The sequence below is a fragment of the Streptomyces luteogriseus genome (assembly GCF_014205055.1).
GTDB classification, from domain to species: domain Bacteria; phylum Actinomycetota; class Actinomycetes; order Streptomycetales; family Streptomycetaceae; genus Streptomyces; species Streptomyces luteogriseus.
In genome coordinates this window covers 3258367-3281800 of sequence record NZ_JACHMS010000001.1, presented here as the reverse complement: position 1 = coordinate 3281800, position 23434 = coordinate 3258367, and the positions used below count along the sequence as shown (strand labels likewise).

At 70.4% G+C, this 23434-nt stretch carries 20 protein-coding genes; 11 read left to right on the top strand and 9 right to left on the bottom strand.

Features of this window, described 5'->3' with window-relative positions; translation table 11 throughout:
* Positions 1 to 288 precede the first annotated feature (288 nt).
* Positions 289 to 1266, top strand: a complete 978-nt coding sequence (locus BJ965_RS14050; RefSeq protein WP_184908954.1) for an ATP-binding cassette domain-containing protein — start codon at positions 289 to 291, stop codon at positions 1264 to 1266.
* Positions 1263 to 2120: an ABC transporter permease gene (locus BJ965_RS14045; protein WP_184908953.1), complete on the top strand. Its 858-nt coding sequence runs from the start codon at positions 1263 to 1265 to the stop codon at positions 2118 to 2120. Before BJ965_RS14050 ends, BJ965_RS14045 begins: the two co-directional genes overlap by 4 nt.
* A gap of 58 nt (positions 2121 to 2178) precedes the next feature.
* Here the strand turns inward: BJ965_RS14045 and greA are convergent, their stop codons facing one another.
* Positions 2179 to 2676, bottom strand: a complete 498-nt coding sequence (greA, locus tag BJ965_RS14040; RefSeq protein ID WP_030842446.1) for a transcription elongation factor GreA — start codon at positions 2674 to 2676, stop codon at positions 2179 to 2181.
* 180 nt (positions 2677 to 2856) lie between these two features.
* Complete coding sequence (locus BJ965_RS14035; protein ID WP_184908952.1) at positions 2857 to 3255, bottom strand: DUF4307 domain-containing protein; 399 nt, start codon at positions 3253 to 3255, stop codon at positions 2857 to 2859.
* 147 nt (positions 3256 to 3402) lie between these two features.
* On the opposite strand from BJ965_RS14035, the gene mca reads away from it, so the two are divergent.
* Complete coding sequence (mca, locus tag BJ965_RS14030) at positions 3403 to 4284, top strand: mycothiol conjugate amidase Mca (protein ID WP_184908951.1); 882 nt, start codon at positions 3403 to 3405, stop codon at positions 4282 to 4284.
* Positions 4277 to 4558: a hypothetical protein gene (locus BJ965_RS14025; protein ID WP_184908950.1), complete on the top strand. Its 282-nt coding sequence runs from the start codon at positions 4277 to 4279 to the stop codon at positions 4556 to 4558. Before mca ends, BJ965_RS14025 begins: the two co-directional genes overlap by 8 nt.
* 112 nt (positions 4559 to 4670) lie before the next feature.
* On the opposite strand, the gene BJ965_RS14020 is transcribed toward BJ965_RS14025, so the two are convergent.
* The gene (locus tag BJ965_RS14020) at positions 4671 to 7868 is read right to left on the bottom strand and encodes a tetratricopeptide repeat protein (protein ID WP_184908949.1); all 3198 of its coding nucleotides are present in this window, start codon (positions 7866 to 7868) and stop codon (positions 4671 to 4673) included.
* A gap of 156 nt (positions 7869 to 8024) precedes the next feature.
* Between BJ965_RS14020 and BJ965_RS40430 the strand changes: the two genes are divergently transcribed.
* From BJ965_RS40430 to BJ965_RS13990, 6 genes are all read left to right on the top strand, one after another.
* A complete protein-coding gene (locus BJ965_RS40430) occupies positions 8025 to 9362 on the top strand; it encodes a recombinase family protein (RefSeq protein WP_376777918.1) in 1338 nt (445 codons plus the stop codon).
* A 14-nt stretch (positions 9363 to 9376) separates the two neighbouring features.
* Positions 9377 to 11410 (top strand): thioredoxin domain-containing protein, encoded by a 2034-nt coding sequence (locus BJ965_RS14010; protein WP_184908947.1) that lies wholly within the window; start codon positions 9377 to 9379, stop codon positions 11408 to 11410.
* A gap of 146 nt (positions 11411 to 11556) precedes the next feature.
* Entirely contained in the window at positions 11557 to 12840 is a 1284-nt protein-coding gene (locus BJ965_RS14005; protein WP_184908946.1) for a glycosyltransferase, read from the top strand.
* Positions 12837 to 14486 carry an ArnT family glycosyltransferase gene (locus tag BJ965_RS14000; protein WP_184908945.1) on the top strand — a complete coding sequence of 550 codons (1650 nt, stop codon included), beginning with the start codon at positions 12837 to 12839 and terminating at the stop codon, positions 14484 to 14486. The genes BJ965_RS14005 and BJ965_RS14000 overlap by 4 nt, the downstream gene beginning before the upstream one ends.
* The gene (locus BJ965_RS13995; RefSeq protein ID WP_184908944.1) at positions 14483 to 15676 is read left to right on the top strand and encodes a glycosyltransferase; all 1194 of its coding nucleotides are present in this window, start codon (positions 14483 to 14485) and stop codon (positions 15674 to 15676) included. The genes BJ965_RS14000 and BJ965_RS13995 overlap by 4 nt, the downstream gene beginning before the upstream one ends.
* Positions 15673 to 18075 carry a galactose oxidase-like domain-containing protein gene (locus tag BJ965_RS13990; RefSeq protein WP_184908943.1) on the top strand — a complete coding sequence of 801 codons (2403 nt, stop codon included), beginning with the start codon at positions 15673 to 15675 and terminating at the stop codon, positions 18073 to 18075. Before BJ965_RS13995 ends, BJ965_RS13990 begins: the two co-directional genes overlap by 4 nt.
* Before the next feature lie 69 nt (positions 18076 to 18144).
* Here the strand turns inward: BJ965_RS13990 and BJ965_RS13985 are convergent, their stop codons facing one another.
* From BJ965_RS13985 to trhA, 3 genes are all read right to left on the bottom strand, one after another.
* Positions 18145 to 18876: a Mut7-C RNAse domain-containing protein gene (locus tag BJ965_RS13985; protein ID WP_184908942.1), complete on the bottom strand. Its 732-nt coding sequence runs from the start codon at positions 18874 to 18876 to the stop codon at positions 18145 to 18147.
* 33 nt (positions 18877 to 18909) lie between these two features.
* On the bottom strand, positions 18910 to 19536 hold the full coding sequence (locus BJ965_RS13980; protein WP_449343238.1) for a TetR/AcrR family transcriptional regulator: 627 nt from the start codon (positions 19534 to 19536) through the stop codon (positions 18910 to 18912).
* Between the two features lie 83 nt (positions 19537 to 19619).
* On the bottom strand, positions 19620 to 20333 hold the full coding sequence (trhA, locus tag BJ965_RS13975) for a PAQR family membrane homeostasis protein TrhA (RefSeq protein ID WP_184908940.1): 714 nt from the start codon (positions 20331 to 20333) through the stop codon (positions 19620 to 19622).
* A gap of 328 nt (positions 20334 to 20661) precedes the next feature.
* Here trhA and BJ965_RS13970 point away from each other — a divergent pair, with 328 nt between their 5' ends.
* The gene (locus BJ965_RS13970; protein WP_184908939.1) at positions 20662 to 22491 is read left to right on the top strand and encodes a phosphoenolpyruvate carboxykinase (GTP); all 1830 of its coding nucleotides are present in this window, start codon (positions 20662 to 20664) and stop codon (positions 22489 to 22491) included.
* Positions 22492 to 22695: 204 nt separating this feature from the next.
* Here BJ965_RS13970 and BJ965_RS40150 read toward each other — a convergent pair whose 3' ends face one another.
* The 3 genes from BJ965_RS40150 to BJ965_RS13960 all read right to left on the bottom strand — a co-directional run bounded on the left by BJ965_RS40150 (position 22696) and on the right by BJ965_RS13960 (position 23365).
* Positions 22696 to 22941 carry a hypothetical protein gene (locus BJ965_RS40150; protein ID WP_313666860.1) on the bottom strand — a complete coding sequence of 82 codons (246 nt, stop codon included), beginning with the start codon at positions 22939 to 22941 and terminating at the stop codon, positions 22696 to 22698.
* 68 nt (positions 22942 to 23009) lie between these two features.
* The gene (locus BJ965_RS40145; protein ID WP_313666859.1) at positions 23010 to 23162 is read right to left on the bottom strand and encodes a hypothetical protein; all 153 of its coding nucleotides are present in this window, start codon (positions 23160 to 23162) and stop codon (positions 23010 to 23012) included.
* Positions 23162 to 23365, bottom strand: a complete 204-nt coding sequence (locus tag BJ965_RS13960) for a hypothetical protein (protein ID WP_184908938.1) — start codon at positions 23363 to 23365, stop codon at positions 23162 to 23164. The genes BJ965_RS40145 and BJ965_RS13960 overlap by 1 nt, the downstream gene beginning before the upstream one ends.
* Positions 23366 to 23434 lie beyond the last annotated feature (69 nt).

Genomic DNA, 23434 nt, shown 5'->3' with positions numbered 1-23434 from the left:
GTCACCGGCTGACCAACGTCATCGGTCACCGGCTGACCCGGCACCATCGGTCACCGGCTGATCGCAAGGCCATGGTCATCGGCTGAGCCCATGGCCAGGGCCCGGCATCGGCTGCCGGTCACACGGTCCTCGGCCCATCCGGCTCCCGAGCCGGCCCAAGATCCTTTCGTCTCACGGAGCGCAACACGGAAAAGCTCATCGCGAGACGCGATACATCGCGTTATGGTGTGTCGGTGAGAAGCTTCACCGGACATCTGTCCGGTCATCCCCGAAGACGTGGAGACTCATATGCCAGGCGCCATCTACGCCGAAGGTCTGGTCAAGACCTTCGGTGACGTAAAGGCCTTGGACGGCGTCGACCTCGACGTGCCCGAAGGCACGGTCCTCGGCCTGCTCGGGCCGAACGGCGCGGGCAAGACCACCACCGTCCGCTGCCTGACCACCCTGCTGCGGCCCGACAGCGGGCGGGCGGTCGTCGCGGGCATCGACGTGCTCAAGCAGCCCGACGCGGTCCGCCGCTCCATCGGCCTGTCCGGCCAGTTCGCGGCCGTCGACGAATACCTGACCGGCCGGGAGAACCTCCAGATGGTCGGCCGGCTCTACCAGATGCGGGCGAAGGCGGCGAAGGAACGCGCGGCCGAGCTGCTGGAGCAGTTCCACCTCGCGGACGCCGCCGACCGCCCCACCAAGACCTACTCGGGCGGCATGCGCCGCCGCCTCGACCTCGCGGCGGCCCTGGTCGTCTCGCCGCCCGTGATGTTCATGGACGAGCCGACGACCGGCCTCGACCCCCGCAACCGTCAGCAGCTGTGGGAGGTCATCAAGCAACTGGTCTCCGGCGGTACCACCCTGCTGCTCACCACGCAGTACCTGGAGGAGGCCGACCACCTGGCGCACGACATCGCGGTGGTCGACCACGGCAAGGTCATCGCCAAGGGCACCTCCGACCAGCTCAAGGCCCGCACCGGCGGCGAGCGCGTCGAGGTCGTGGTGCACGAACGCGAGCACATCCAGGGCGCCGCCGAGGTCCTCGCCGGCTTCGGCAAGGGCGAGACCACGGTCGAGGAGCACATGCGCAAGATCACCGCCCCCGTGACCGGCGGCGCCAAGCTCCTCGCCGAGGTCATCCGCGAACTGGACACCCGGGGCATCGAGATCGACGACATCGGCCTGCGCAGGCCCACCCTCGACGACGTCTTCCTGTCCCTGACGGGACACGTGGCCGAGCTCAAGGACCAGGAGACCGACAAGGAGGCCACCCAGTGAGCGCCGTCACCGACACCGTGCGGGTCGCACCCACCGCGAACCCGGTCAGCCAGTCGATCCGCGACTCGATGGTCGTCGCCAAACGCAACCTGATCCGCATGTCCCGGATCCCCGAGATGATCATCTACGGGCTGATCCAGCCGATCATGTTCGTGGTGCTGTTCACCTACGTCTTCGGCGGCTCCATGCAGATCGGCGACAGCACCAGCGCCGCCGACTACAAGAACTTCCTGATGGCGGGCATCTTCGCGCAGACCGTCACCTTCGCCACCGCCAGCTCCGGCGCCGGCATCGCCGACGACATGCACAAGGGCCTCATCGACCGCTTCCGCTCCCTGCCCATGGCGCGCGGCGCGGTGCTCACCGGCCGCACCCTCGCCGACTCCGTGCAGACGGCCCTGACCCTGGTGGTCCTCGCCGTGGTCGCCCTGCTGGTCGGCTGGCGCGTCGGCTCGAACGGCAGCACCAACGCAGCCAAGGTCCTCGCCGCCTTCGGCCTGCTGCTCCTGCTGGGCTACGCGTTCACCTGGATCGGCGCCCTGATCGGCATGTCCGTCCGGACCCCCGAGGCGGCCACGTCCAGCGGCCTCATCTGGCTCTTCCCCGTCACGTTCATCTCCAACGCGTTCGTGGACACCAGTCACATGACCCCGTGGCTGCGCCACATCGCCGAGTGGAACCCCTTCAGTGCCACGGTCCAGGCCTGCCGGGTCCTCTTCGCCAACCCGGGTCAGTCGACGTCAGACGCCTGGCCCATGCAGCACCCCGTCTGGGCCTCGCTGATCTACTCGATCCTGATCCTGGTGGTCTTCCGGACCCTGGCGGTGCGCAAGTACCGCTCGGCGACGGCATGAGAACGCCCCCGGTGCCGCAGCGACACCGGGGGCGGATCAGGGCTCGGAAGGGGGCGGGTCAGCTCTCGTACGGCTCGGCCTTGAGGATCTTCACCAGGGCCTTCTTACCGTTCGGCAGCTCGTACTCCGCGTCCTCGCCGACCTTGTGGCCGATCACGCCGGTGCCCAGCGGGGACTGCGGCGAGTAGGTCTCGATGTCGGAGCTCGCGTACTCGCGGGAGGCGAGGAGGAACGTCAGCGTGTCGTCCTCGTCGCCGTCGAACGCGATCGTGACGACCATGCCGGGCGCCACCGCGCCGTCCGCCGCGGGTGCCTCGCCGACCTTGGCGTTCTCGAGGAGCTGGGTGAGCTGGCGCACACGGAGCTCCTGCTTGCCCTGCTCCTCCTTGGCCGCGTGGTACCCGCCGTTCTCACGCAGGTCGCCCTCTTCGCGCGCAGCGGCGATCTTCGCGGAGATCTCCGCCCGCGCGGGACCAGTAAGGTGCTCAAGCTCAGCCTTGAGCTTGTTGTACGCCTCCTGGGTCAGCCAGGTGACGTTCTCGCTGGTCTGGGTCACAGGTGCTCCTCGTAGGTACTGGGAATACAAAGCATCGCCCTACCCAGAAGAATGTTCCTTCACGGAAGGGCGAAACCACGAGCCTAACAATTCAGGGGCTCAAGGGGGAGGACATAAGGCACCAGATTCACGTCAATGCAGGTCAGGCACTACGTATTCCAGGTGACACCCGGCCGTTGTTCAGCCGGCGTGGCAGCCCAGCAGCTCGGCCGTCGTCCCCGGGGAGGTCGTGCGGAGCGTGACGACCTTGTCGATGCGGGTTCCGTCCCCGTCGAAGCGGAAGTCGGCCCGGCCCACCTCGGCCCCGTTCTCGGCCTGCGAGCGCACGGTGCAGTAGCCGTCGGTGCCGGCGTCCTTGCGGACCTCCAGATGCACCTGCACGGACTCCTTGCCCGGCTCGAAGCTGATCACCTCGGCGCTGATCTCGCTCTTGGCGACGTAGTGGTAGCCGAACCAGCCGACGATGCCCAGCAGCGCCACCGCGAGGACGATGCCCACGACCTTGAGCGTGCGGTCGGCGCGCTCGTCCGAGGAGCGGCCGTATCGGCCCTCGGGCGGTCGCGTGCTCGCCGTACTCATGATCGTCCTCCTGGCAGGGCCGGGACGAAGGTCCCGGAAGGGGCTCCGGGACCGGGCCCCGGAATTATTCGCCCCCCGATTCGGTCACTATAGAAGCCGCTGATTGCGCCGACGCACACAGGGCGCCGACTTACTGAGGATTGAGTCTTGACTGACCAGTTGCGACTGATGGCCGTTCACGCCCACCCCGACGACGAGTCGAGCAAGGGCGCTGCGACCATGGCGAAGTACGTGTCCGAGGGGGTGGACGTGCTGGTCGTGACCTGCACGGGCGGGGAACGCGGCTCCATCCTCAATCCGAAGCTCCAGGGCGACGCGTACATCGAGGAGCACATCCACGAGGTACGCAAGAAGGAGATGGACGAGGCCCGGGAGATCCTGGGCGTCAAGCAGGAATGGCTCGGCTTCGTCGACTCGGGCCTGCCCGAGGGCGACCCGCTGCCGCCGCTGCCGGAGGGCTGCTTCGCCCTGGAGGACGTGGACCACGCGGCCGGTGAACTGGTGCGCAGGATCCGTGCCTTCCGTCCGCAGGTGATCACCACCTACGACGAGAACGGCGGCTACCCGCACCCCGACCACATCATGACCCACAAGATCTCCATGGTGGCGTTCGAGTCGGCCGCGGACACCGAGAAGTACCCGGAGGCGGAGTACGGCCCCGCCTACCAGCCCCAGAAGCTCTACTACAACCAGGGCTTCAACCGCCCGCGCACCGAGGCCCTGCACCAGGCGATGCTCGACCGCGGCCTGGAGTCCCCCTACGGGGACTGGCTCAAGCGCTGGGAGGAGTTCGGCATGAAGCAGCGCACGCTCACCACGCACATCCCCTGCGCCGAGTTCTACGAGATCCGTGACAAGGCGCTGATCGCCCACGCCACGCAGATCGACCCGGACGGCGGCTGGTTCAAGGTGCCCATGGAGATCCAGAAGGAGGTCTGGCCGACGGAGGAGTACGAGCTGGCGAAGGCCCTCGTCGATACCTCCCTCCCCGAGGACGACCTCTTCGCGGGCATCCGCGACAATGCCTGATATGAGCGCAAGCGCAAGCCTGGCAATGACGCACCTCGTCTCCTTCGCCAAGGAGGTGGACGAGGACAAGGTCACCCCCGGCGTCCTCGGCTTCATCGTCTTCGCGGCGATGGCCCTGGCGGTGTGGGCCCTGATGAAGTCCATGAGCCGGCACATGAACCGGGTCGACTTCACCCAGGTCCCGGACCCGAAGGCCGAGCAGCCGGAGCAGACCCCGGCGGACGCGGACGCTGACGCGGAGCCCTCCGGCCAGGTCGGCAAGAAGCAAGGCTGACGCCCCACCTCAGGGGACAGCACCCGTCGGTGGCCCGGCACCGAGCGCCGCCGACGGGTCCGCCTCTCGCGCCGGGGCGTCCCCCCGGGGGGTGCGGGCCCGGCCCCGCGGCCTACGCCTTCGACTCCACCGCGACGCCCATCACCTCGCGGGCGTGCCGGTTCGGCACCATGCCGAGTCGCCAGGCCTGCCAGCCCGCCTCCAGGGTCACGCCCCGCTCCAGGAGCAGCTGGTACGCGTCGAGGTAGTCCTCCAGCTTCCGGTCGCGCAACCCGTGGCTCGCGCGGGACAACCGGGCCAGCTCCTCCTGCGCCACCGCCGTACCCACCTCCGTGCCGCCCGGGGCCGCGTAGGGCAGCAGCGTGCAGCGCAGGAAGCGGGCCCAGTCCTCGCCCCGGCGGTCGCCGTAGGACGCGAACAGTTCCACCGCCTCGTCGCACAGGGCCAGCGCCTGCTGGGTGCGGGCGTTGCCCGCGTCCACGATCACCAGTTCCAGGCACGTCCAGGCCTCGCCGTGGGCCACGCCGATGCGCTGGAAGTCGGCCCGGGCGTCGACCAGCAGCTGCCGGGCGAAGCCGGAATTGCGCAGGGAGCCCGTCTGGGCCGCCCGCTGGTCGCGGGTGACGCGGGCCGAGTGGTGGCGGGCGCAGGCCAGACCGTACACGTCCCGCATACGGGAGAACATCGTGCGGGCACGCTCCAGCTCGCGGACGGCCTGATCGAGATCGCCCGTCTCCTCCAGGGCCTGGCCCAGGTAGTACAGCGTCCACGCCTCACCGCGCGCGTCCTCGTTGTCCCGGTGCCGGGCGGCCGCCCCGCGCAGCTCCTCCACCGCCGGAGACGCGTCCCCGGCGACCAGCAGCGCCCGGGCCAGCTGCGTCAGCGCCCAGGCCTCACCCCGGGCGTCACGGGTCCGCCCGTACAGCTCCAGGGCCGCCCGCAGTTCCGACTCGGCGCGTGGCACGTCGCCCATGCGCAGGCCCAGCTGACCGAGCTGGAAGTGCGCCCACGCCTGGCCGTGCACCGACTCGCCCGCCCGGTGCAGCACCAGCGACTCGGTCAGCAGCTCCAGCGCCTCCGCCACTCGGGCCCGGTCCCGCTCCACCGCCGCGAGAGCGTGCATCGTCCACGCCCGGTCCGTCGCCAGCTCGGGCGAGGACTGCAGGGCGAGGGCCTCGCGGAGCTTCGCCGACGCCTCCGTCAGATTGCCCTGGTGGTGCAGGGTGATGCCGAGGGAGCACAGGGCGCGGGCGGCACCCGCGTCGTGGTGGGCTTCCCGGTAGAGGTCGACGACCGAGGCCAGGGTGGTGCGGGCCTTGTCCAGCTCGCCCAGCTGCCGGGCCGCGATACCGGTGCGCCACTGCACCGAGCGGACCAGCAGGCCCTCGTCCACCGCCTGCGCCAGCTCACTGATCTCGCCCAGGCGGTAGAGGTCGCCCCGCAGCAGGCAGTAGTCGCACAGCGCGCCCAGCAGGTTCAGCACCGCCGCCTGGTCCACGCCCTCGGCGTGCCGCAGCGCCGCCGTGATGAAGCTCGACTCGTCGTCCAGCCAGCGCAGCGCCTCGTCGAGGGAGGTGAAGCCGTACGGGCTGAAGCGGTTGGTGCGGGTCGACATGTTGCCGTCGACCATCCGCAGCACCGAGTCCGCCAGCTCGGCGTAGTTCACGATCAGCCGCTCCTGCGCCGCCGTCCGCTCGGCGGGATCCTCCTCGTCGAGGAGGCGGGCCTGGGCGAAGGAACGGACCAGGTCGTGCAGCCGGTAGCGGTCGCCCCGGACGTGGTCGATCAGACCGGCGCGGGTCAGGACCTCCAGATGGCGCTTGGCCTCCGCCTCGTCCGTGGCCAGCAGCGCGGCGGCCGCGGCGGCCCCCAGCGAGGCCCGCCCGGCCAGGGCGAGCCGGCGCAGCAGCCGGCGTACGGTCTCGGGCTGGTCGGTGTAGCGCAGCCACAGGGCGCGCTCCACCGGCTCGACCGGGCCGTAGGCCTCGAGGTCGGTGGCGAGCGCGCGAGGCGAGCGCGGGCCCAGGCACGAACCCGCGATGCGCAACGCCAGCGGCAACCCGCCGCACAGCTCCCGGACCCGGTCCGCGGACTCCGCATCGTACGGCCCGGAACGATCCTGCGCGGCCGCGCCCAGCAGCTCCTCCGCACCCGCGGCGTCCAGCGGCGCGACCGCCAGCTGATGCACCCGCGCGGGCAGGCCCGCCAGCTCCAGCGGGCCCCGCGCGGTCACCAGCACCAGGCTGTCGGACCGCTCCGGGACCAGGGCGCGGATCTGCTCCGCGTCCGCGGCGTCGTCGAGGACGACCGTGACCGGCAGGCCCGTCAGATGCTGGTGGTAGAGCTCGCCCAGCCGCTTGACCTGCTGGTCGGGGGAGGAGCGCTCACGGAACAGCAACTGCTCGCGGGGCGCGCCGAGCCGGTTCAGCAGATGCAGCAGGGCGTCGCGGGTGGACAGCGGCGACTCGCCCGGCCCGTCGGCGCGCAGGTCGACGACGCAGGCACCGCGGAAGTAGTCCTTCAGCTCGTGCGTGGCGTGCACCGCGAGCGTCGTACGGCCGCTCCCGGGCGTACCGTGCAGCACGACCACGGTCGGCTGCGTCTCCGTGCTCGCCCGGGCCGACTGCACCCACTGCCGGATCTGCGCCAGCTCGTGCCGCCGCCCGGCGAACGGCTCCGCCGGCCCCGGGAGCTGCGCGAAGGACTGCTCCAGCACATTGCGCCCGCGCGCCGCCGCGCTCTTGTCCGCGCCCCGCAGCCGCGGCGCCGTCTTCTTCGGCCCGGTCGAGGCCGCGAGGACGCGCTGCTGGTCCAGGAACGGCCGGATGCCCCGCACCTCCAGTGCCGTCAGCCACTGGAGCCGCAGCTGTTCGGGCCCGCCGGGCTGGCTCGCGGCCCCGGCGCGCCGGCTGGCGGCCGGCACATGCGACCCGACCACCTTCACCACCGTCGCCGCGGCCCCCACGACCCCCACCGTCACACCCGCCCCGAGAGCGGTCCCGGTCCCCGTGCCCAGCGCCATGTCGGCGACCACGGCCGCGACGGCCGCCACGCCGGCCACCAGCAGCGGCGTCCCGGCGCCTTCACGGGCGTACCGCTGCCCGAAGGTCAGCTGCCCGGCGGACGCCTCGTCCAGGGCACGCGTGTAGGCCTCGTACTCCTCGGCCGCGCTCAGCGCCATCGCGTCGAGCCCTCCGCGCGCCCGTGCGAGCAGCACCTTCCCGTCACTGCGCCCGCCCGAGCGGCGCACCTCCTCCTCGACGGCCCGCGCCAACAGCCGCTCGGCCTCCGCCCGATGACTGTCCCGCATGTCAGGTCCCCCTCCGGCGGCAACTCCTGTGTCTACGAGTGTCCTTGGTGGGAGGCGTGAGCGCGAGGGGGCGACGATCAACGGTGCGGTTCCGGTGACCTACGAGTCACTCGCTCGTTGGTGCGAGTGGTGGGCTGACTGTCGAACGGGGGAATAATGACTGGTCACGCGCAGGGGCAAGGGGACGGCAGGATCCGAGTCGTGTCCTACGCCCGTACGTCCGAAGCCTTCCGGCAACGGGACGGCCATGGTGTGCGTCATCAGCTGCGGATCAACGAGCGGACAGCCCGGGAACACGGTTGCCTGATCGTCGCCGCGTACACCGACAACGGTCGCAGCGCTTCGAAGGAAAATGCGCCAAGGCCTGGGTTCGACGCCCTCGTTGCCGTGCTGTCGGCCGGATGCACGGCCGGTGGTCAAGCGATCCGAGGTGTCGTTTGCGTCGCGGACGACCGGCTGTATCGCCGTCCGGAGGACCTTGCCCGGTTCTTTGCCGCGCTGACCAGCAGGCCGGGGCGCGTCTACGTGGATCCGCAGGGCATGCGAGACCCGTACTCCCAGGAGGAAATGTTGCGGGCTGTGCGGTCGTTGGAGACCGCGATGACCGAGACGCGCGTGAGAAGCCGGCGTGTATCGGACTGGCACTGGGCCCGTGCGGTGGAGGGGGTGCCACACAGCGGTCCGAGGCCCTTCGGCTGGCAGGACGACAGGCTCACACTTCATCCGGTCGAGGCGGCACTGATCCGCAGAGCTGTGGCCGACCGTGTCGGGGGGAAGGCGGTGCGCGCCATCGCACGGGAATGGTGCGATCTCGGAGTGACCGGGACACGGGGCGGAAGCCCCAACGCCCAGACGGTCACTCAGATCATGACGGCGCCCCGAGTGTGTGGCTACCGAGCCAACAGAGGCGAGTTGCTGCTTCTGCCGGAGACGGGGGAACCAGTTCTCGGCCGGTGGGAGCCCGTGGTGACGCCGGAGCAGTGGAGGGCGGCGTGTGCCACGTTCTCTCCCGGAAACCTCTACATGCACCGCGGTAGCGCTGCTCCGAGACGCACCATGAGGACCACCGCCCCCAGCCGTCTCGCCAGTGGCTTCCTGCGCTGTGGTGCACGGCTTCCAAACGGAGAGATCTGCGGAGGCCCCCTGTGTGCCCAGAAGGGGAGAAGCCGGCGGAGTCCCTACGCGTATGCATGTCGCTCCTGCAGGCGGTGCAGCATCAGCGGGCCGTTGGCCGACGAAGCCCTCGAGCGCCTGCTGTTCCAAGAGGCTCCGACCCACGTGCGGCCGTCGGAGATCACGCGGCGACGCTGGCAGAAAGGGATGACGGATGCAGAGAAGCGAGAGACGATCGCGTCGGTCGTGATCCACTACGTCGTGCGTCCCGGCGTCAAAGGGAGTCACACATGGCACCACAGTCGCCTCGAGCCGGTCTGGCGTGACGCCGGCGGCGGAGAGGGGCGAGGGGCGGGTTCCGCGGTCGGGTGGCCGCTGTGAGGCAGGATGGAAGCATGCCGAACCGACTGGCTCATGAGACGTCCCCGTACCTGCTCCAGCACGCCGACAACCCCGTCGACTGGTGGCCCTGGTCGGAAGAGGCTTTCGAGGAGGCGCGTCGGCGGGGTATCCCCGTACACCTGAGTGTCGGGTACTCGAGCTGCCACTGGTGCCATGTCCTTGCGAAGGAGAGCTTTCAGGACGAGGTGACGGCCGCCTTCATGAACGAGCACTTCGTCAACATCAAGGTCGACCGCGAGGAGCGCCCCGACGTCGACGCCGTCTACATGGAGGCCGTGCAGGCGGCGACCGGGCAGGGCGGCTGGCCCATGACCGTGTTCCTCACCCCGGACGCCGAGCCGTTCTACTTCGGTACGTACTTCCCGCCCGCTCCCCGCCAGGGCATGCCGTCGTTCCGGCAGGTGCTCCAGGGCGTGCACCAGGCGTGGGACGAGCGGCGGGACGAGGTGACCGAGGTCGCCGAGAAGATCGTCCGGGATCTTGCCGGGCGGGAGATCTCCTACGGCGACGCGCAGACCCCCGGTGCGGAGGAGCTCGCGCAGGCGCTGCTCGGGCTGACGCGGGAGTACGACCCGCAGCGCGGCGGTTTCGGCGGGGCGCCGAAGTTCCCGCCGTCCATGGTGCTGGAGTTCCTGCTGCGCCACCACGCCCGCACCGGCGCCGAGGGAGCCCTGCAGATGGCGCGGGACACCTGTGAGCGGATGGCCCGGGGCGGGATGTACGACCAGCTCGGAGGTGGCTTCGCCCGCTACTCCGTCGACCGCGACTGGGTCGTGCCGCACTTCGAGAAGATGCTGTACGACAACGCCCTGCTGTGCCGGGTCTACGCCCATCTCTGGCGCTCCACCGGCTCGGAGCTCGCGCGGCGCGTCGCCCTGGAGACCGCCGACTTCATGGTGGGTGAACTGCGCACGAACGAGGGCGGGTTCGCCTCCGCGCTGGATGCCGACAGCGACGACGGGACGGGCCGGCACGTCGAGGGCGCGTACTACGTGTGGACGCCGGAGCAGTTGCGGGAGGTCCTCGGCGAGCAGGACGCCGAGCTCGCGGCCCAGCACTTCGGGGTGACCGAGGAGGGGACCTTCGAGGAGGGCGCGTCCGTCCTCCAACTGCCCGTGCGGGACGGCTTCGTCGACGCGGGAAGGGTCGCCTCCATCCGGGAGCGGTTGCTGGCGGCGCGCTCCGGGCGGCCCGCTCCCGGCCGGGACGACAAGGTCGTCGCCGCCTGGAACGGCCTCGCGATCGCCGCGCTCGCCGAGACCGGCGCCTACTTCGACCGGCCCGACCTGGTCGAGGCCGCCGTCGCCGCGGCCGACCTCCTGGTCCGGCTGCATCTGGACGAGCAGGCCCGGCTCACCCGCACCAGCAAGGACGGCCACGCGGGCGCCAACGCGGGTGTCCTGGAGGACTACGCGGATGTGGCGGAGGGCTTCCTCGCGCTCGCGTCCGTCACCGGGGAGGGTGTCTGGCTGGAGTTCGCCGGGTTCCTGCTCGATCACGTCCTGGCCCGCTTCACCGACCCGGAGTCGGGCTCGCTGTACGACACCGCGGCCGACGCCGAGCAGTTGATCCGCCGCCCGCAGGACCCGACCGACAACGCGGCCCCGTCAGGCTGGACGGCCGCGGCGAACGCCCTGCTGAGTTACGCCGCGCACACCGGCTCCGAGCCTCACCGCACCGCCGCCGAGCGGGCGTTGGGCGTCGTGAAGGCGCTCGGGCCGCGGGTGCCCCGCTTCATCGGCTGGGGGCTGGCCGCGGCGGAGGCGGTGCTGGACGGTCCGCGTGAGGTCGCGGTCGTGGGTCCGGCGCTGGACGACGAGGGCACAAGGGCCTTGCACCGCACGGCACTTCTGGGGACCGCGCCCGGTGCGGTGGTCGCTGCGGGCGCTCCGGGGAGCGACGAGTTCCCGCTGCTCGCGGACCGTCCGCTGGTCGGCGGTGAACCGGCCGCGTACGTCTGCCGTAACTTCACATGCGACGCCCCGACGACCGAACCTGACCGGCTGCGTACCGTCTTGAGTGGCTGAAGTCACGTATCGACGGAAACATGGTCTTTATCTGAACAGCCCCCAGGCTTCACAGTTCCCCCCTAATCTCTGCACAGTGACGTGGCGGACGAGGCCGGATCGGCCCACCGTCGCGACCGGGGGTTCTGGGATCTGGGGGGATCTGCTTGCTGACGTCTGTCTTCATCGCTGCCGTTTCACTTGCCCTTTTCTGGATGGCGGCGTTCACCCTGTGGTGGCAGATGCACGCCTGGCGTACGCCGGAAGTGCTCGCCTCCACGCGGTTCAGCAGTCCGGACGGGGACGAGCACGTCTCCTTCTCGCTGCTGCTGCCCGCACGGCACGAACAGGCGGTGCTGGACCACACGATCCAGCGGCTGCTGGAATCGAGCCACACCGACTTCGAGATCATCGTGATCGTCGGGCACGACGACCCGGAGACCACCGCGGTGGCCGAGTCGGCAGCCGCGCGTGACCCGCGGGTGCGGGTCGTCGTCGACACGCACGAGAAGAAGAACAAGCCGAAGGCCATGAACACGGCGCTGCCGCACTGCCGCGGCGACGTCGTCGGGGTCTTCGACGCGGAGGACCAGGTCCACCCCGAGCTCCTCGCCCACGTCGACCACGCCTTCCGCACCACCGGCGCGGACGTCGTCCAGGGCGGGGTGCAGCTGATCAACTTCCACTCCAGCTGGTACAGCCTGCGCAACTGCCTGGAGTACTTCTTCTGGTTCCGCTCGCGTCTGCACCTGCACGCGCAGAAAGGTTTCATTCCGCTCGGCGGCAACACCGTCTTCGTCCGCACGGACGTCCTCAGACAAGCCGACGGCTGGGACCCGAACTGCCTCGCCGAGGACTGCGACCTGGGGGTGCGCCTGTCCAGCATCGGCAAGAAGGTCGTCGTCGCCTACGACTCCGACATGGTGACCCGGGAGGAGACCCCGGGCTCGCTGATGTCCCTGCTGAAGCAGCGCACCCGCTGGAACCAGGGGTTCCTCCAGGTGTACCGGAAGAAGGACTGGAAGCAACTGCCCACCCTCGGGCAGCGGCTGCTCGCCCGCTACACCCTGATGACGCCGTTCATGCAGGCCTTCACCGGCCTGATCATCCCGCTCAACGTGGCGATCGCCCTGTTCCTGGACGTGCCCGTCGGCATCGCCTTCATCACCTTCCTGCCGGCCGTCACGGCCCTGGTCACCTTCGTCTTCGAGATCGTCGGACTGCACGACTTCGGGAAGCAGTACGGGCTGCGCGTCCGCTTCGCGCACTACCTGAAGCTGATCGTGGGCGGCCCCTTCTACCAGGTCCTGCTCGCCGGTGCGGCCGTGCGGGCCGTGTGGCGTGAGCAGCGCGGCCGCAACGACTGGGAGCTGACCAGCCATGTCGGGGCCCACCTCGACGAGACGGCCGTGACCCGGCAGGCCGTGACCCGAGAGGACGTTCCCGCGTGACCTCCACCCTTCCCGCGGTGACCAGTCCGAAGGTCCCCGCGCAGCGCCGGCCTGCGCCCCGCACCGGTACGCACCGACGGATCGAGCCGCCGAGCCGGCTGCGCTCCTCCCGGCCCGACCTGATCCTGTGCGGTCTCCTCCTTGCGGCGATCCTCGTCGTACAGGGCTGGAACATCGCCGACTACCCGGCCCTCAGCGACGACGAGGGCACCTATCTCGCCCAGGCCTGGTCGGTCCAGCAGGGCAACGGCCTCGCCCACTACACCTACTGGTACGACCATCCGCCGCTCGGCTGGATCCAGATCGCCGTGCTGACCTGGATCCCCGCGCTGATCAGCCCCGAGTCGATGACGGTGGGCACCATGCGCGCCGCGATGCTGGTGATCAGCGGCATCAGCGCGGTCCTGATCTTCGTGCTGGGCCGGCGCCTGGCGCTGCCCCGCTGGGCGGCCGCGCTCGGCATGGTGTTCTTCGGGCTGTCGCCGCTGTCGATCGTGCTCCAGCGGGAGATCTTCCTCGACAACCTCGCGGTGATGTGGACGCTGCTGGCTTTCACGCTGGCCGCCTCACCGAGCCGGCACCTCTGGCACCACTTCGGAGCGGGCATCGCGGCCGCCACGGCCGTGCTCACCAAGGAGACGATGCTCGTCGTCCTGCCCGCCCTGTTCCTCACCATGTGGCGCCACAGCCATCGGGACACCCGCAAGTTCGCCCTCACGGGAGCCGTCACGGCCTGCACCCTGATCGGCTTCGCGTACCCGCTGTTCGCCCTGCTCAAAGGCGAGTTGCTGCCGGGCGCCGGGCACGTGTCCCTCTGGGACGGCGTCAAGTACCAGATGACCAGACCCGGTTCGGGCTTCATCCTGGACCAGGGCTCCGGCTCCTGGGGCGTGCTCCAGTCGTGGCTGTACTACGACCGGATCCTGCCCCTCGGCGGCCTCGCGGGCGCCCTGCTGCTGCTCGTCACCTGGCGCTGGTCGGTCACCGCCCGCGCCCTGGCCGGACCCGCCCTGGCGGTGGCGATCCTCGCCGCGCTGGCCCTGCGCCCCAACGGCTACCTGCCCGCGATGTACGTCATCCAGGCCCTGCCGTTCCTCGCGCTGGTCCTCGCCGGGGGCACCGCCTCCGTCGCCCACGGGGTGCTGCGCCGCTGGCGCTCCGAGGCGGAGAAACGGTACGTCAGCGCGGGCCGTTACACGCTCGCCGCCGTCCTCGCGCTGGCCGCCGGGGCCTACGTCGTCCCGCACTGGTACGACGGTGCCCGCACGGCCGTCACGACCGACGCCAACGCCCCCTACAAGGCCGCGTCGAAGTGGCTGGCCACGGAGGTCGAGGACCCGGAACGCACCCGGGTGCTGGTCGACGACGCGCTCTGGCTGGACCTGGTGCACCAGGGCTACCGGCCCGGCCTCGGCGTCATCTGGTTCTACAAGGCCGACCTCGACCCGGCGGTGACGAAGACGATGCCGCGCGGCTGGAAGGACCTCGACTACGTCGTCGCCTCGCCGACGGTGCGGCGGGACGCGGCCGATCTGCCCAACGTCAAGGCCGCCATGGAGCACTCGGACCCGGTCGCCACCTTCGGCACCGGCGAGGACCGCATCGAGATCCGCCAGATCAAGACGTCCGCCGGAGGCGCGCGATGAGCCAGGAGTCCATTGTCCCCGCCGAGGTCGTCGAGACCGCCGAGATCCCCGAGCCCGGCGCCGTCACCATCGTCGTACCGACGTTCAACGAGGCGGCGAACGTGCGGCAGTTGCTGCGCCAGATCACCGAGGCCGTCCCGGCCCGGCTGCCCTGCGAGGTCGTCTTCGTGGACGACTCCACCGACGACACCCCCGAGGTCATCGAGAAGGCGGCGCAGGACTGCCCGTTCCCGGTGACCGTGCTGCACCGCGAGGAGCCGGTGGGCGGGCTCGGCGGTGCGGTCGTCGAGGGCCTGAAGGCCGCCACGTCCGACTGGATCGTCGTCATGGACGGCGACTGCCAGCACCCGCCGTCCCTCGTGCCCGACCTGGTCGCCACCGGCGAGCGGGCGAACGCCGGGCTGGTCGTCGCCTCCCGGTACATCAAGGGCGGCAGCCGGGCCGGACTCGCGGGCAGCTACCGCGTGTTCGTCTCGCGCGGGGCGACCTGGCTGACCAAGGCGCTGTTCCCGCGCCGGCTGCACGGCATCAGCGACCCGATGAGCGGCTTCTTCGCGATCCGCCGCAGCGCCGTCACGGCGGAGGTCCTCCAGCCGCTCGGCTACAAGATCCTCCTCGAACTCGCCGTCCGCAGCCGTCCGCGCCGGGTCACCGAGGTGCCGTTCGTCTTCCAGGACCGGTTCGCGGGGGAGTCCAAGTCGACCGCGCAGGAAGGCTTCCGCTTCCTGCGGCACCTGGCCGGGCTGCGCACCGCCTCCCCGGTCGCGCGCATGGTCGGGTTCGGCCTGATCGGGCTGACCGGCTTCCTGCCGAACCTGGTCGGCCTGTGGGCGCTGACCGCCACCGGCATGCACTACGTACCGGCTGAGATCCTCGCCAACCAGCTCGGCGTCGCCTGGAATTTCCTGCTCATCGAGCACCTGCTGTTCCGCGAGCGGCGCCGGCACCGGCGCTGGTGGGACCGGGCCGGGCGGTTCGCGCTGCTCGCCAACGCCGACCTGGTGCTGCGCATCCCGCTGATCGCGGTGTTCGTGCACCAGTTCCACCTGGGCGTGCTGTCGGCCACCGCGCTCGCGTTGGTGACGACGTTCGTCCTGCGCTACGCCGGGACCGAAGCGCTGGTCTACCTGCCGCGCCGGGGCCGGGAGAAGCCCGTGCGCGACGGCCGTACAGCAAGGAGAGCCGTGTGAGACCTCGTCGCAGAACGACCGCACTCCTGTCCGTGGCAGCCCTCACCTCGGGGCTGCTCCTGACCGCACCGCAGCCCGCCTCCGCCGCCAACCTCATCAAGAACCCGGGTTTCGAGACCGCCGGAGCCGACGGCATGCCCTACTGCTGGGAGAAGTCCGGCTGGGGCGACAACGACTTCACCTTCACCACCACGGCCGACGCGCACACCGGCGCCAAGGCGATGAAGGTCGAGCTGACCCGTCGCGTCGAGGGCGACCGCAAGGCGCTGATCACCGAGTCCGCCGCGTGCGCGCCGGTGGTGACGCCGGGCAAGCAGTACGACCTCGGCCTCTGGTACAAGACGACCACGCCCGACGCGGCGATCACGCTCTTCCGGCACGACACCACGGCCGGCTGGCAGTACTGGACCGACCTCAAGACGCTGGACCTGGCCGGGAACTGGACCGAGGCCACCGTCCGCACCCCCGAGGTCCCCGCCGGCACCGACCGCATGTCCTGGGGCGTCTCCGTCTACGGCACGGGCTCCGCCACCACCGACGACTACACCATGGACCAGGTGCCCGACCCGGTCCTGCCGCCCGAGTGCACCGGCACCGCCGATCAGTGCGCCAACGGCAAGTGGGACGTGCTGCCCACGCAGAACCCGGTCCGCTCCATGCACTCGGTCGTCCTGAACAACGGCAAGGTGCTGCTGATCGCGGGCTCCGGCAACGACGAGTCGATGTTCGAGGCCGGCACCTTCACCTCGGCGGTCTACGATCCGGCGAACGGCTCGTACAAGATCATCCCCACGCCGAAGGACATGTTCTGCGCGGGACACGTGCAGCTCCAGGACGGGCGCGTGCTCGTGATGAGCGGCAACAAGGCGTACCCGGTGCCCGGCGGGCACGGCTACGAGGGCTACAAGGACTCGTACATCTTCGACCCGGAGACCGAGACCTACTCCAAGACCAACGACATGAACGACGGCCACTGGTATCCGTCGGCGACGATCCTCGGCAACGGTGACGTCATCTCCTTCGGTGGGCTGCGCGAGGACTCCACCGGCTCGGTCACCGCCGAACTGTTCTCCGAGGCCGAGCAGCAGTGGCAGCCGCTGTGGAAGGTCAACCAGACCTGGTCGTACTGGGGCCTGTACCCGTCGATGATCCTGATGCAGGACGGCCGCCTCTTCTACTCGGGCAGCCACGTCTTCGGCAACAACATCCCGGGCACGGGATCGGCGATCTACGACTACGGCGCCAACACCACCACCCAGGTGCCGGGCCTGCGCGACAAGGACGAGCGCGACCAGTCGGCGAGCGTGCTGCTGCCCCCGGCGCAGGACCAGAAGGTCCTCACCCTCGGCGGCGGCAACATCGACTCCAACCCGGACGCGAACCGCCTGACCGACATCATCGACCTCAAGCAGCCGAACCCCGCCTACGTGGCCGGGCCGCCGATCCCGCAGGGCACGGTCGACCTCGGCAACGGTCCGGTCCCGCAGACCGGGAACCAGGGCAAGATGTACGTCTCCGCGGTGCTGATGCCCGACGGCAAGGTGCTGGAGACGGGCGGTGCGCTGCACAACCGCGCCGACCCGGTCTACGAGACGTCGATCTTCGACCCCGAGTCGGAGACTTTCGACCCGGTCGCCGTCGACCCCGAGGCGCGCGGCTACCACTCCTCGGCGTTCCTGCTGCCCGACGGCCGGGTGATGACGACCGGCGACAACCCGGGCAACGGCTCCTGGAACCAGGACGTGTCGGTGTACAGCCCGCCGTACCTCTTCAAGGGCCCTCGTCCGCGGATCACCTCCGTCATCGACACCGAGTGGAACTACGGCGACACCCAGCGGATCACCGTCGACCGGCCCATCGCCAAGGCCGAGCTGATCCGCCCGGCCGCCGTCACACACTCCTCGGACCCGAACCAGCGGTTCGTGGACCTGCCGCTGTCGGTCGACGGCGACAACGTCGACCTGAACGTCACGAGCAACCCCAACCTGGCCCCGCCCGGCTGGTACATGCTCTTCGCGGTCGACGCCGACGGCGTGCCCTCGGTGGCGAAGTGGGTGCACCTCCAGGGCCCGCAGGCGCTCAAGGCGACGGATGCCTCGGCCCATGTCCACGACTTCGCGGACGAGCCCACGGGCAAGGTCGTCAAGCCCGGCAAGAAGCGGACGTCGCAGAAGGTCAGCCCGACGATCTCGGGCTGCGACCGCCACTACGGCTCGATCAACGTCTGCGTGCCGACGGACTTCCCGGCGGAGGTGAAGAAGACCACGGCGGCACGCTGTGAGTGGCTCAGGACGAACGACTACGGCCGCCTGAAGGTCAACGGCAAGGACGATCCCTTGGGCCTGGACCGGAGCAGGGACGGGATCGCCTGCGGCAAGAAGGACCTGATCAGGCGCTGACGCCCCTGTCGGGGGCGCGGGGAACTGCGCGACGGGCCACACCGACCGCGGTTCCCCGCGGCGCTCACCTCAATGGCGCTCCGCGCGAAGCGCGATCGCCTGTTCCACGATCGCCTCCAACTGCTCATGATGCGCCCCCCGCCAATAGGCCCGGCCGCACGCCGTGCACTGCGCGAACACGTCGTACGTCGCATGCGTCCCGTGCTTCAGCTGATCGGCGACCTCGTCCTTCGTCGCCTCGCGCAGCACCCCGTTGCAGGCCGTGCACCGCGTCCAGGGAAGCAACTCGGGCCGGAACCGCTCCAGCACGTCCCGCAGCTGCTCCTCGGGCCGCGTGCTGTACACGAACGCCCCCGCCCACAGCTCCCGGCGCCGCAGCAGCCCCCGGTCGCGGCTCAGCATCACCCGCCGCTCGGCCGCCGAACGCGCCGCGAGGGCCGGGTCGCCGATGTCGGTCGACTCGTAGGCCGTGTCCACGCCGAGGAGGCGCAGCCGACGGGCCAGCGTGCCGAGGTGCACGTCGAGGAGGAAGCGCAGGGGAGCGCCCGGGACCTGCTGGGGGCGGGCGACGGCCCGCACGGTCACCGACTCGCCGGCCGCCGGGACGTGCGCGAAGGGCACCTCGCGGCCGTCCACGAGCAGCGCGCCGACCTCGGTCAGCGGCACGCCCAGCGACTCGACGACATGGCCGAGGCTGGAGACGCCGTCGGTGGCGGCCCGCACGGCGCCCGCCGCTCGGGCCCGGGGCACGAACACATGCAGCTCGGGGGCGAACTCGACCTGGATCTCGGGACCGTTCACCCGGTCAGGATGCCATGGCGCACTGCGCCGGCCTCAGTGTTTTCCGGTCGGCAGGCCGTGCTCCAGGACGTGCAGGGCGCGGTCGACGAGATCCCGGATGTCGTCGTGGTGGCCGGTCTCGGCCCAGTAGTGGCCGACCTCCATCAGCCCGCCCATCACGGACATGGAGAAGACGCGCAGCTCCAGGCTGTCGGGGTCGAGTCCGGAGCGCTCCGCCAGGGCGTCCCGGAGCAGCCGGCCGGTGGCCGCGGCGTTCTCCAGCATGCGGGCCCGGACCGCGGGCACCTCGACCCCGAGCCGCGTCCGCAGCCGGATGACGGCGGGCTCCTCGGCGAGGCCCAGATCGAGGGCCGTGCGCAACACGTACCGCAGGGTGTCGGCCCACGACTCGTCCGTGGGCCGAGCACGGAGCTCGGCCGTCATCACCGGGCCCCATTCGTCGGTGACGACGATGTCCTCCTTGGCGGGGAAGTACCGGAAGACGGTCGACGGCGACACCTCGGCGCGGTCGGCGATCTGCTCGATCGTCGTGGCGTCGTAGCCCTGCTCCTCGATCAGCGCGTAGGCCGCGGTGCGGATCGCCTGGCGGGTCTTGATCTTCTTCCGCTCCCGGAGCCCCAGCGGGGGCCGGCCGGCGGCGGTGGTGCGAGGGGCCGTCATGGAGGTCATTGTCGGCCATCGGAGTGGTCCGGGCGTGCGGAGGGCCACGGCCGGCAGCCGTGGCCCGAGTGGGGGGAGGGAGGCTATCCGTGCTGGTACGCCACCAGCGAGATCCCCACGTAGTGCGCGATGAAGGCCGCCAGGGTGAGGGAGTGGAACACCTCGTGGAAACCGAACCAGCGCGGTGACGGGTTCGGCCGCTTGATCCCGTAGACCACGCCGCCGGCGCTGTAGAGCAGGCCGCCGACGACGACCAGGACGAGGACGGCGATGCCGCCGGTCCGCATGAAATCGGGCAGGTAGAAGACGGCCGCCCAGCCCATCGCGATGTAGCAGGGCGTGTAGAGCCAGCGCGGGGCGCCGACCCAGAAGACCCGGAAGAGAATGCCGGCCACGGCCGCACCCCAGATGCCCCACAGCAGCCACTGCCCCTTGGCTCCCGGCAGGAGCAGCATGGTCAGCGGCGTGTAGGTGCCCGCGATGATCAGGAAGATGTTGGCGTGGTCCAGCCGACGCAGGACGCCGTCCATGCGGGGGCTCCAGTTGCCCCGGTGGTACAGCGCGCTCACGCCGAACAGCAGGCATGCCGTCAGGGCGAAGATCCCGCAGGCGATGCGTCCCCTGGTGGAGTCGGCGAGGGCGGTCAGCACCAGGCCGGCGACCAGGGCGGCCGGGAACATGCCGAGATGCAGCCAGCCGCGCAGCTTCGGCTTCACCGGGTGCGGCAGATCGAGCGCCTTCGGACCGTGGCCGTCGGCCGCCGAGTCCGTGGGCGCGTCGGGGACGAACGCAGTCATGGACGAATGGTAGCTACGGAACCGTAAGTCACGTATCAGTGCCTCGCCTTGTCCGGTGAAGAGTGGCCATCCTCTCACCGCGACCCCGAGATGGTCACGCAAACGGACTGTCAGGTGAACGCAACGTGCACGTAAAGACGGCGCGGGAAACCGTGGCGAGCCTCACGTTGCTCACCTGTGCGCTCCTCTGGACAGATGGGCGCGCACGTCGGATGATCAAATGAGTGCGGTCGGCACCGGATGAGCGCCAAGATCCACCCTGAAGCATCCGGGTCGCAGCCCCCACGGGGCCTCCACATCACAAAAAAACCCTCATTTAGGAGCAATCGTGGCGCGCGACATCGCGGCTCCCACCGTCCCCACCACCCATCAGGGACTGATCTCGTGGGTCAACGAGATCGCAGAACTGACGCAGCCGGACAACGTGGTCTGGTGTGACGGATCCGAGGCCGAGTACGAGCGCCTGTGCGGGGAGCTCGTCGAGAAGGGCACCTTCCGGAAACTCGACCCGATCAAGCGCCCCCACTCCTACTACGCGGCCTCCGACCCCACCGACGTCGCCCGCGTGGAGGACCGGACGTTCATCTGCTCCGAGAAGGAGGCGGACGCGGGCCCGACCAACCACTGGAAGGCCCCCGCCGAGATGCGGGAGATCTTCCAGGGCTCCGAGGGCCAGGGCGGCCTGTTCCGCGGCTCGATGCGCGGCCGGACCATGTACGTCGTGCCCTTCTGCATGGGCCCGCTCGGCTCGCCGCTGTCCGCACTCGGTGTGGAGATCACGGACTCGGCGTACGTCGCCGTGTCGATGCGCACGATGACGCGCATGGGCCAGGCCGTCCTGGACGAGCTCGGCTCCGACGGCTTCTTCGTCAAGGCCGTGCACACCCTGGGCGCCCCGCTGGAGCCCGGCCAGGCGGACGTCCCCTGGCCCTGCAACCAGACCAAGTACATCTCGCACTTCCCCGAGGACCGCGAGATCTGGTCCTACGGCTCGGGCTACGGCGGCAACGCCCTGCTCGGCAAGAAGTGCTACGCCCTGCGCATCGCCTCCGTCATGGCCCGTGACGAGGGCTGGCTCGCCGAGCACATGCTGGTCCTGAAGCTGACCCCGCCGCGCGGCGAGGCCAAGTACGTCGCCGCGGCCTTCCCGAGCGCCTGCGGCAAGACCAACCTCGCCATGCTGGAGCCGACCGTCCCCGGCTGGACCGTCGAGACCATCGGCGACGACATCGCCTGGATGCGCTTCGGCGAGGACGGCCGCCTGTACGCGATCAACCCCGAGGCCGGCTTCTTCGGTGTCGCGCCCGGCACCGGCGAGCACACCAACGCCAACGCGATGAAGACGCTGTGGGGCAACTCCGTCTTCACCAACGTCGCCCTCACCGACGACAACGACATCTGGTGGGAGGGCATGACGGAGGAGACTCCGGCCCACCTGACGGACTGGAAGGGCAACGACTGGACGCCCGAGTCCGGCGTCCCGGCCGCCCACCCCAACGCCCGCTTCACCGTCCCGGCCTCGCAGTGCCCGATCATCGCGCCGGAGTGGGAGGACCCCAAGGGTGTGCCGATCTCGGCGATCCTCTTCGGTGGCCGCCGCGCCACCGCCGTGCCGCTGGTGACGGAGTCCTTCGACTGGAACCACGGCGTGTTCCTCGGTGCCAACGTGGCCTCCGAGAAGACCGCCGCCGCCGAGGGCAAGGTCGGTGAGCTGCGCCGCGACCCGTTCGCGATGCTGCCGTTCTGCGGCTACAACATGGGCGACTACATGGCCCACTGGGTCGACGTGGCCAAGGACAAGGACCAGTCCAAGCTGCCGAAGATCTACTACGTCAACTGGTTCCGCAAGGACGACGAGGGCAAGTTCGTCTGGCCCGGCTTCGGTGAGAACAGCCGCGTCCTGAAGTGGATCGTGGAGCGCCTGGAGGGCACGGCCGAGGGCGTCGAGACTCCGATCGGGGTCCTGCCGACCAAGGAGGCCCTCGACACCGACGGCCTGGAACTGGCCGACTCCGACCTGGAGTTCCTGCTCACGGTCGACAAGGAGGTCTGGCGCGAGGAGGCCGCCCTGGTCCCCGAGCACCTCAACACCTTCGGCGACCACACGCCGAAGGAGCTGTGGGACCAGTACCGCGCGCTGGTCGAGCGCCTGGGCTGAGCCCACCCCCTGTACTCCGCGGCCGGCTGGAACCGACAGTGCCCTGACCAGCAACATCGTCACGGCCGGCCGCGGAACCGACTGGCGGGGCCCGCACAACGGCGTGCGGGGTACCGGGCCCGTCGCCGCTCTCCGTCCGCCCCGACGGAACCCGGCGGCGACAGGCCCACTCCCGCCCGCTTCGGCGCGGCCCGCTCCGCGGGCTCACGAACGTGCCGATGAATGACCGAGCGCTCCGGCCGACCGCCTACGTCGACCGGGGCGCTCGGGCGTTTCCGGTGTGCCGGCGGCGGTGACGGCGACGGCTTCGGCGTCGGTGAGCAGTTCGCACCACACCGTCTTGCGGCCGGCCTCCTGCTCCACGCCCCACCGCACGGCCAGCGCGTCCAGCAGCGCGAGCCCTCGGCCGGATTCCGCCTCGGCCCCGGCCGCTGCGACCAGGACGGGCAAGGCCCGGGGATCGGGATCGGTGACCCCCAGTCGGACCCGCCCGCCCTCCTCCGGCCACACCCGCACCGTCAGGGGACGCCCTCCCCGACGTGCCGGATCACGTTCGTGACGAGCTCGCTCGCGCAGAGCTGCACGTCGGTCCCGTACGAGCGCAGCGCTCGCCGCACACCGGACACCTCGCCGGGGGTCGCGAGCAACTCCAGCGCCACCGTCGGCCGCATCACGCCGCGCCCTTGCGGAGGGCGGCCGTCAGCGCTCCGGCGGTGCGGAGGTTGCAGTTGCCGAGCACGATCAGCGGCCGCGTGGGGCAGCGGGAGGCGAAGGCCGGGAGATCGATGCCGAGGGACGGCAGGGTGATGCCGTGTGCGGCGAGCGCGGCTCGCAACTCCTCGACGCAGGCGTCGGCTTCGGCGGGGCTGTGCATGGGGTTCACACCTTCCAGTGCGCTGAGTGACGAACTCCTCACACTCTGGCGCCGACCGTCGTAGCGTGA

What these genes read in the sequence shown, in the direction of transcription:
- BJ965_RS14050 (WP_184908954.1), top strand. Translation starts at nt 289, where the DNA reads ATGCCAGGCGCCATCTACGCCGAAGGTCTGGTCAAGACCTTCGGTGAC.
- BJ965_RS14035 (WP_184908952.1), bottom strand. Translation starts at nt 3,255, where the DNA reads ATGAGTACGGCGAGCACGCGACCGCCCGAGGGCCGATACGGCCGCTCC.
- BJ965_RS14025 (WP_184908950.1), top strand. Translation starts at nt 4,277, where the DNA reads ATGCCTGATATGAGCGCAAGCGCAAGCCTGGCAATGACGCACCTCGTC.
- BJ965_RS14020 (WP_184908949.1), bottom strand. Translation starts at nt 7,868, where the DNA reads ATGCGGGACAGTCATCGGGCGGAGGCCGAGCGGCTGTTGGCGCGGGCC.
- BJ965_RS40430 (WP_376777918.1), top strand. Translation starts at nt 8,025, where the DNA reads ATGACTGGTCACGCGCAGGGGCAAGGGGACGGCAGGATCCGAGTCGTG.
- BJ965_RS14010 (WP_184908947.1), top strand. Translation starts at nt 9,377, where the DNA reads ATGCCGAACCGACTGGCTCATGAGACGTCCCCGTACCTGCTCCAGCAC.
- BJ965_RS13995 (WP_184908944.1), top strand. Translation starts at nt 14,483, where the DNA reads ATGAGCCAGGAGTCCATTGTCCCCGCCGAGGTCGTCGAGACCGCCGAG.
- BJ965_RS13980 (WP_449343238.1), bottom strand. Translation starts at nt 19,536, where the DNA reads ATGACGGCCCCTCGCACCACCGCCGCCGGCCGGCCCCCGCTGGGGCTC.
- trhA (WP_184908940.1), bottom strand. Translation starts at nt 20,333, where the DNA reads ATGACTGCGTTCGTCCCCGACGCGCCCACGGACTCGGCGGCCGACGGC.
- BJ965_RS40145 (WP_313666859.1), bottom strand. Translation starts at nt 23,162, where the DNA reads ATGCGGCCGACGGTGGCGCTGGAGTTGCTCGCGACCCCCGGCGAGGTG.
- BJ965_RS13960 (WP_184908938.1), bottom strand. Translation starts at nt 23,365, where the DNA reads ATGCACAGCCCCGCCGAAGCCGACGCCTGCGTCGAGGAGTTGCGAGCC.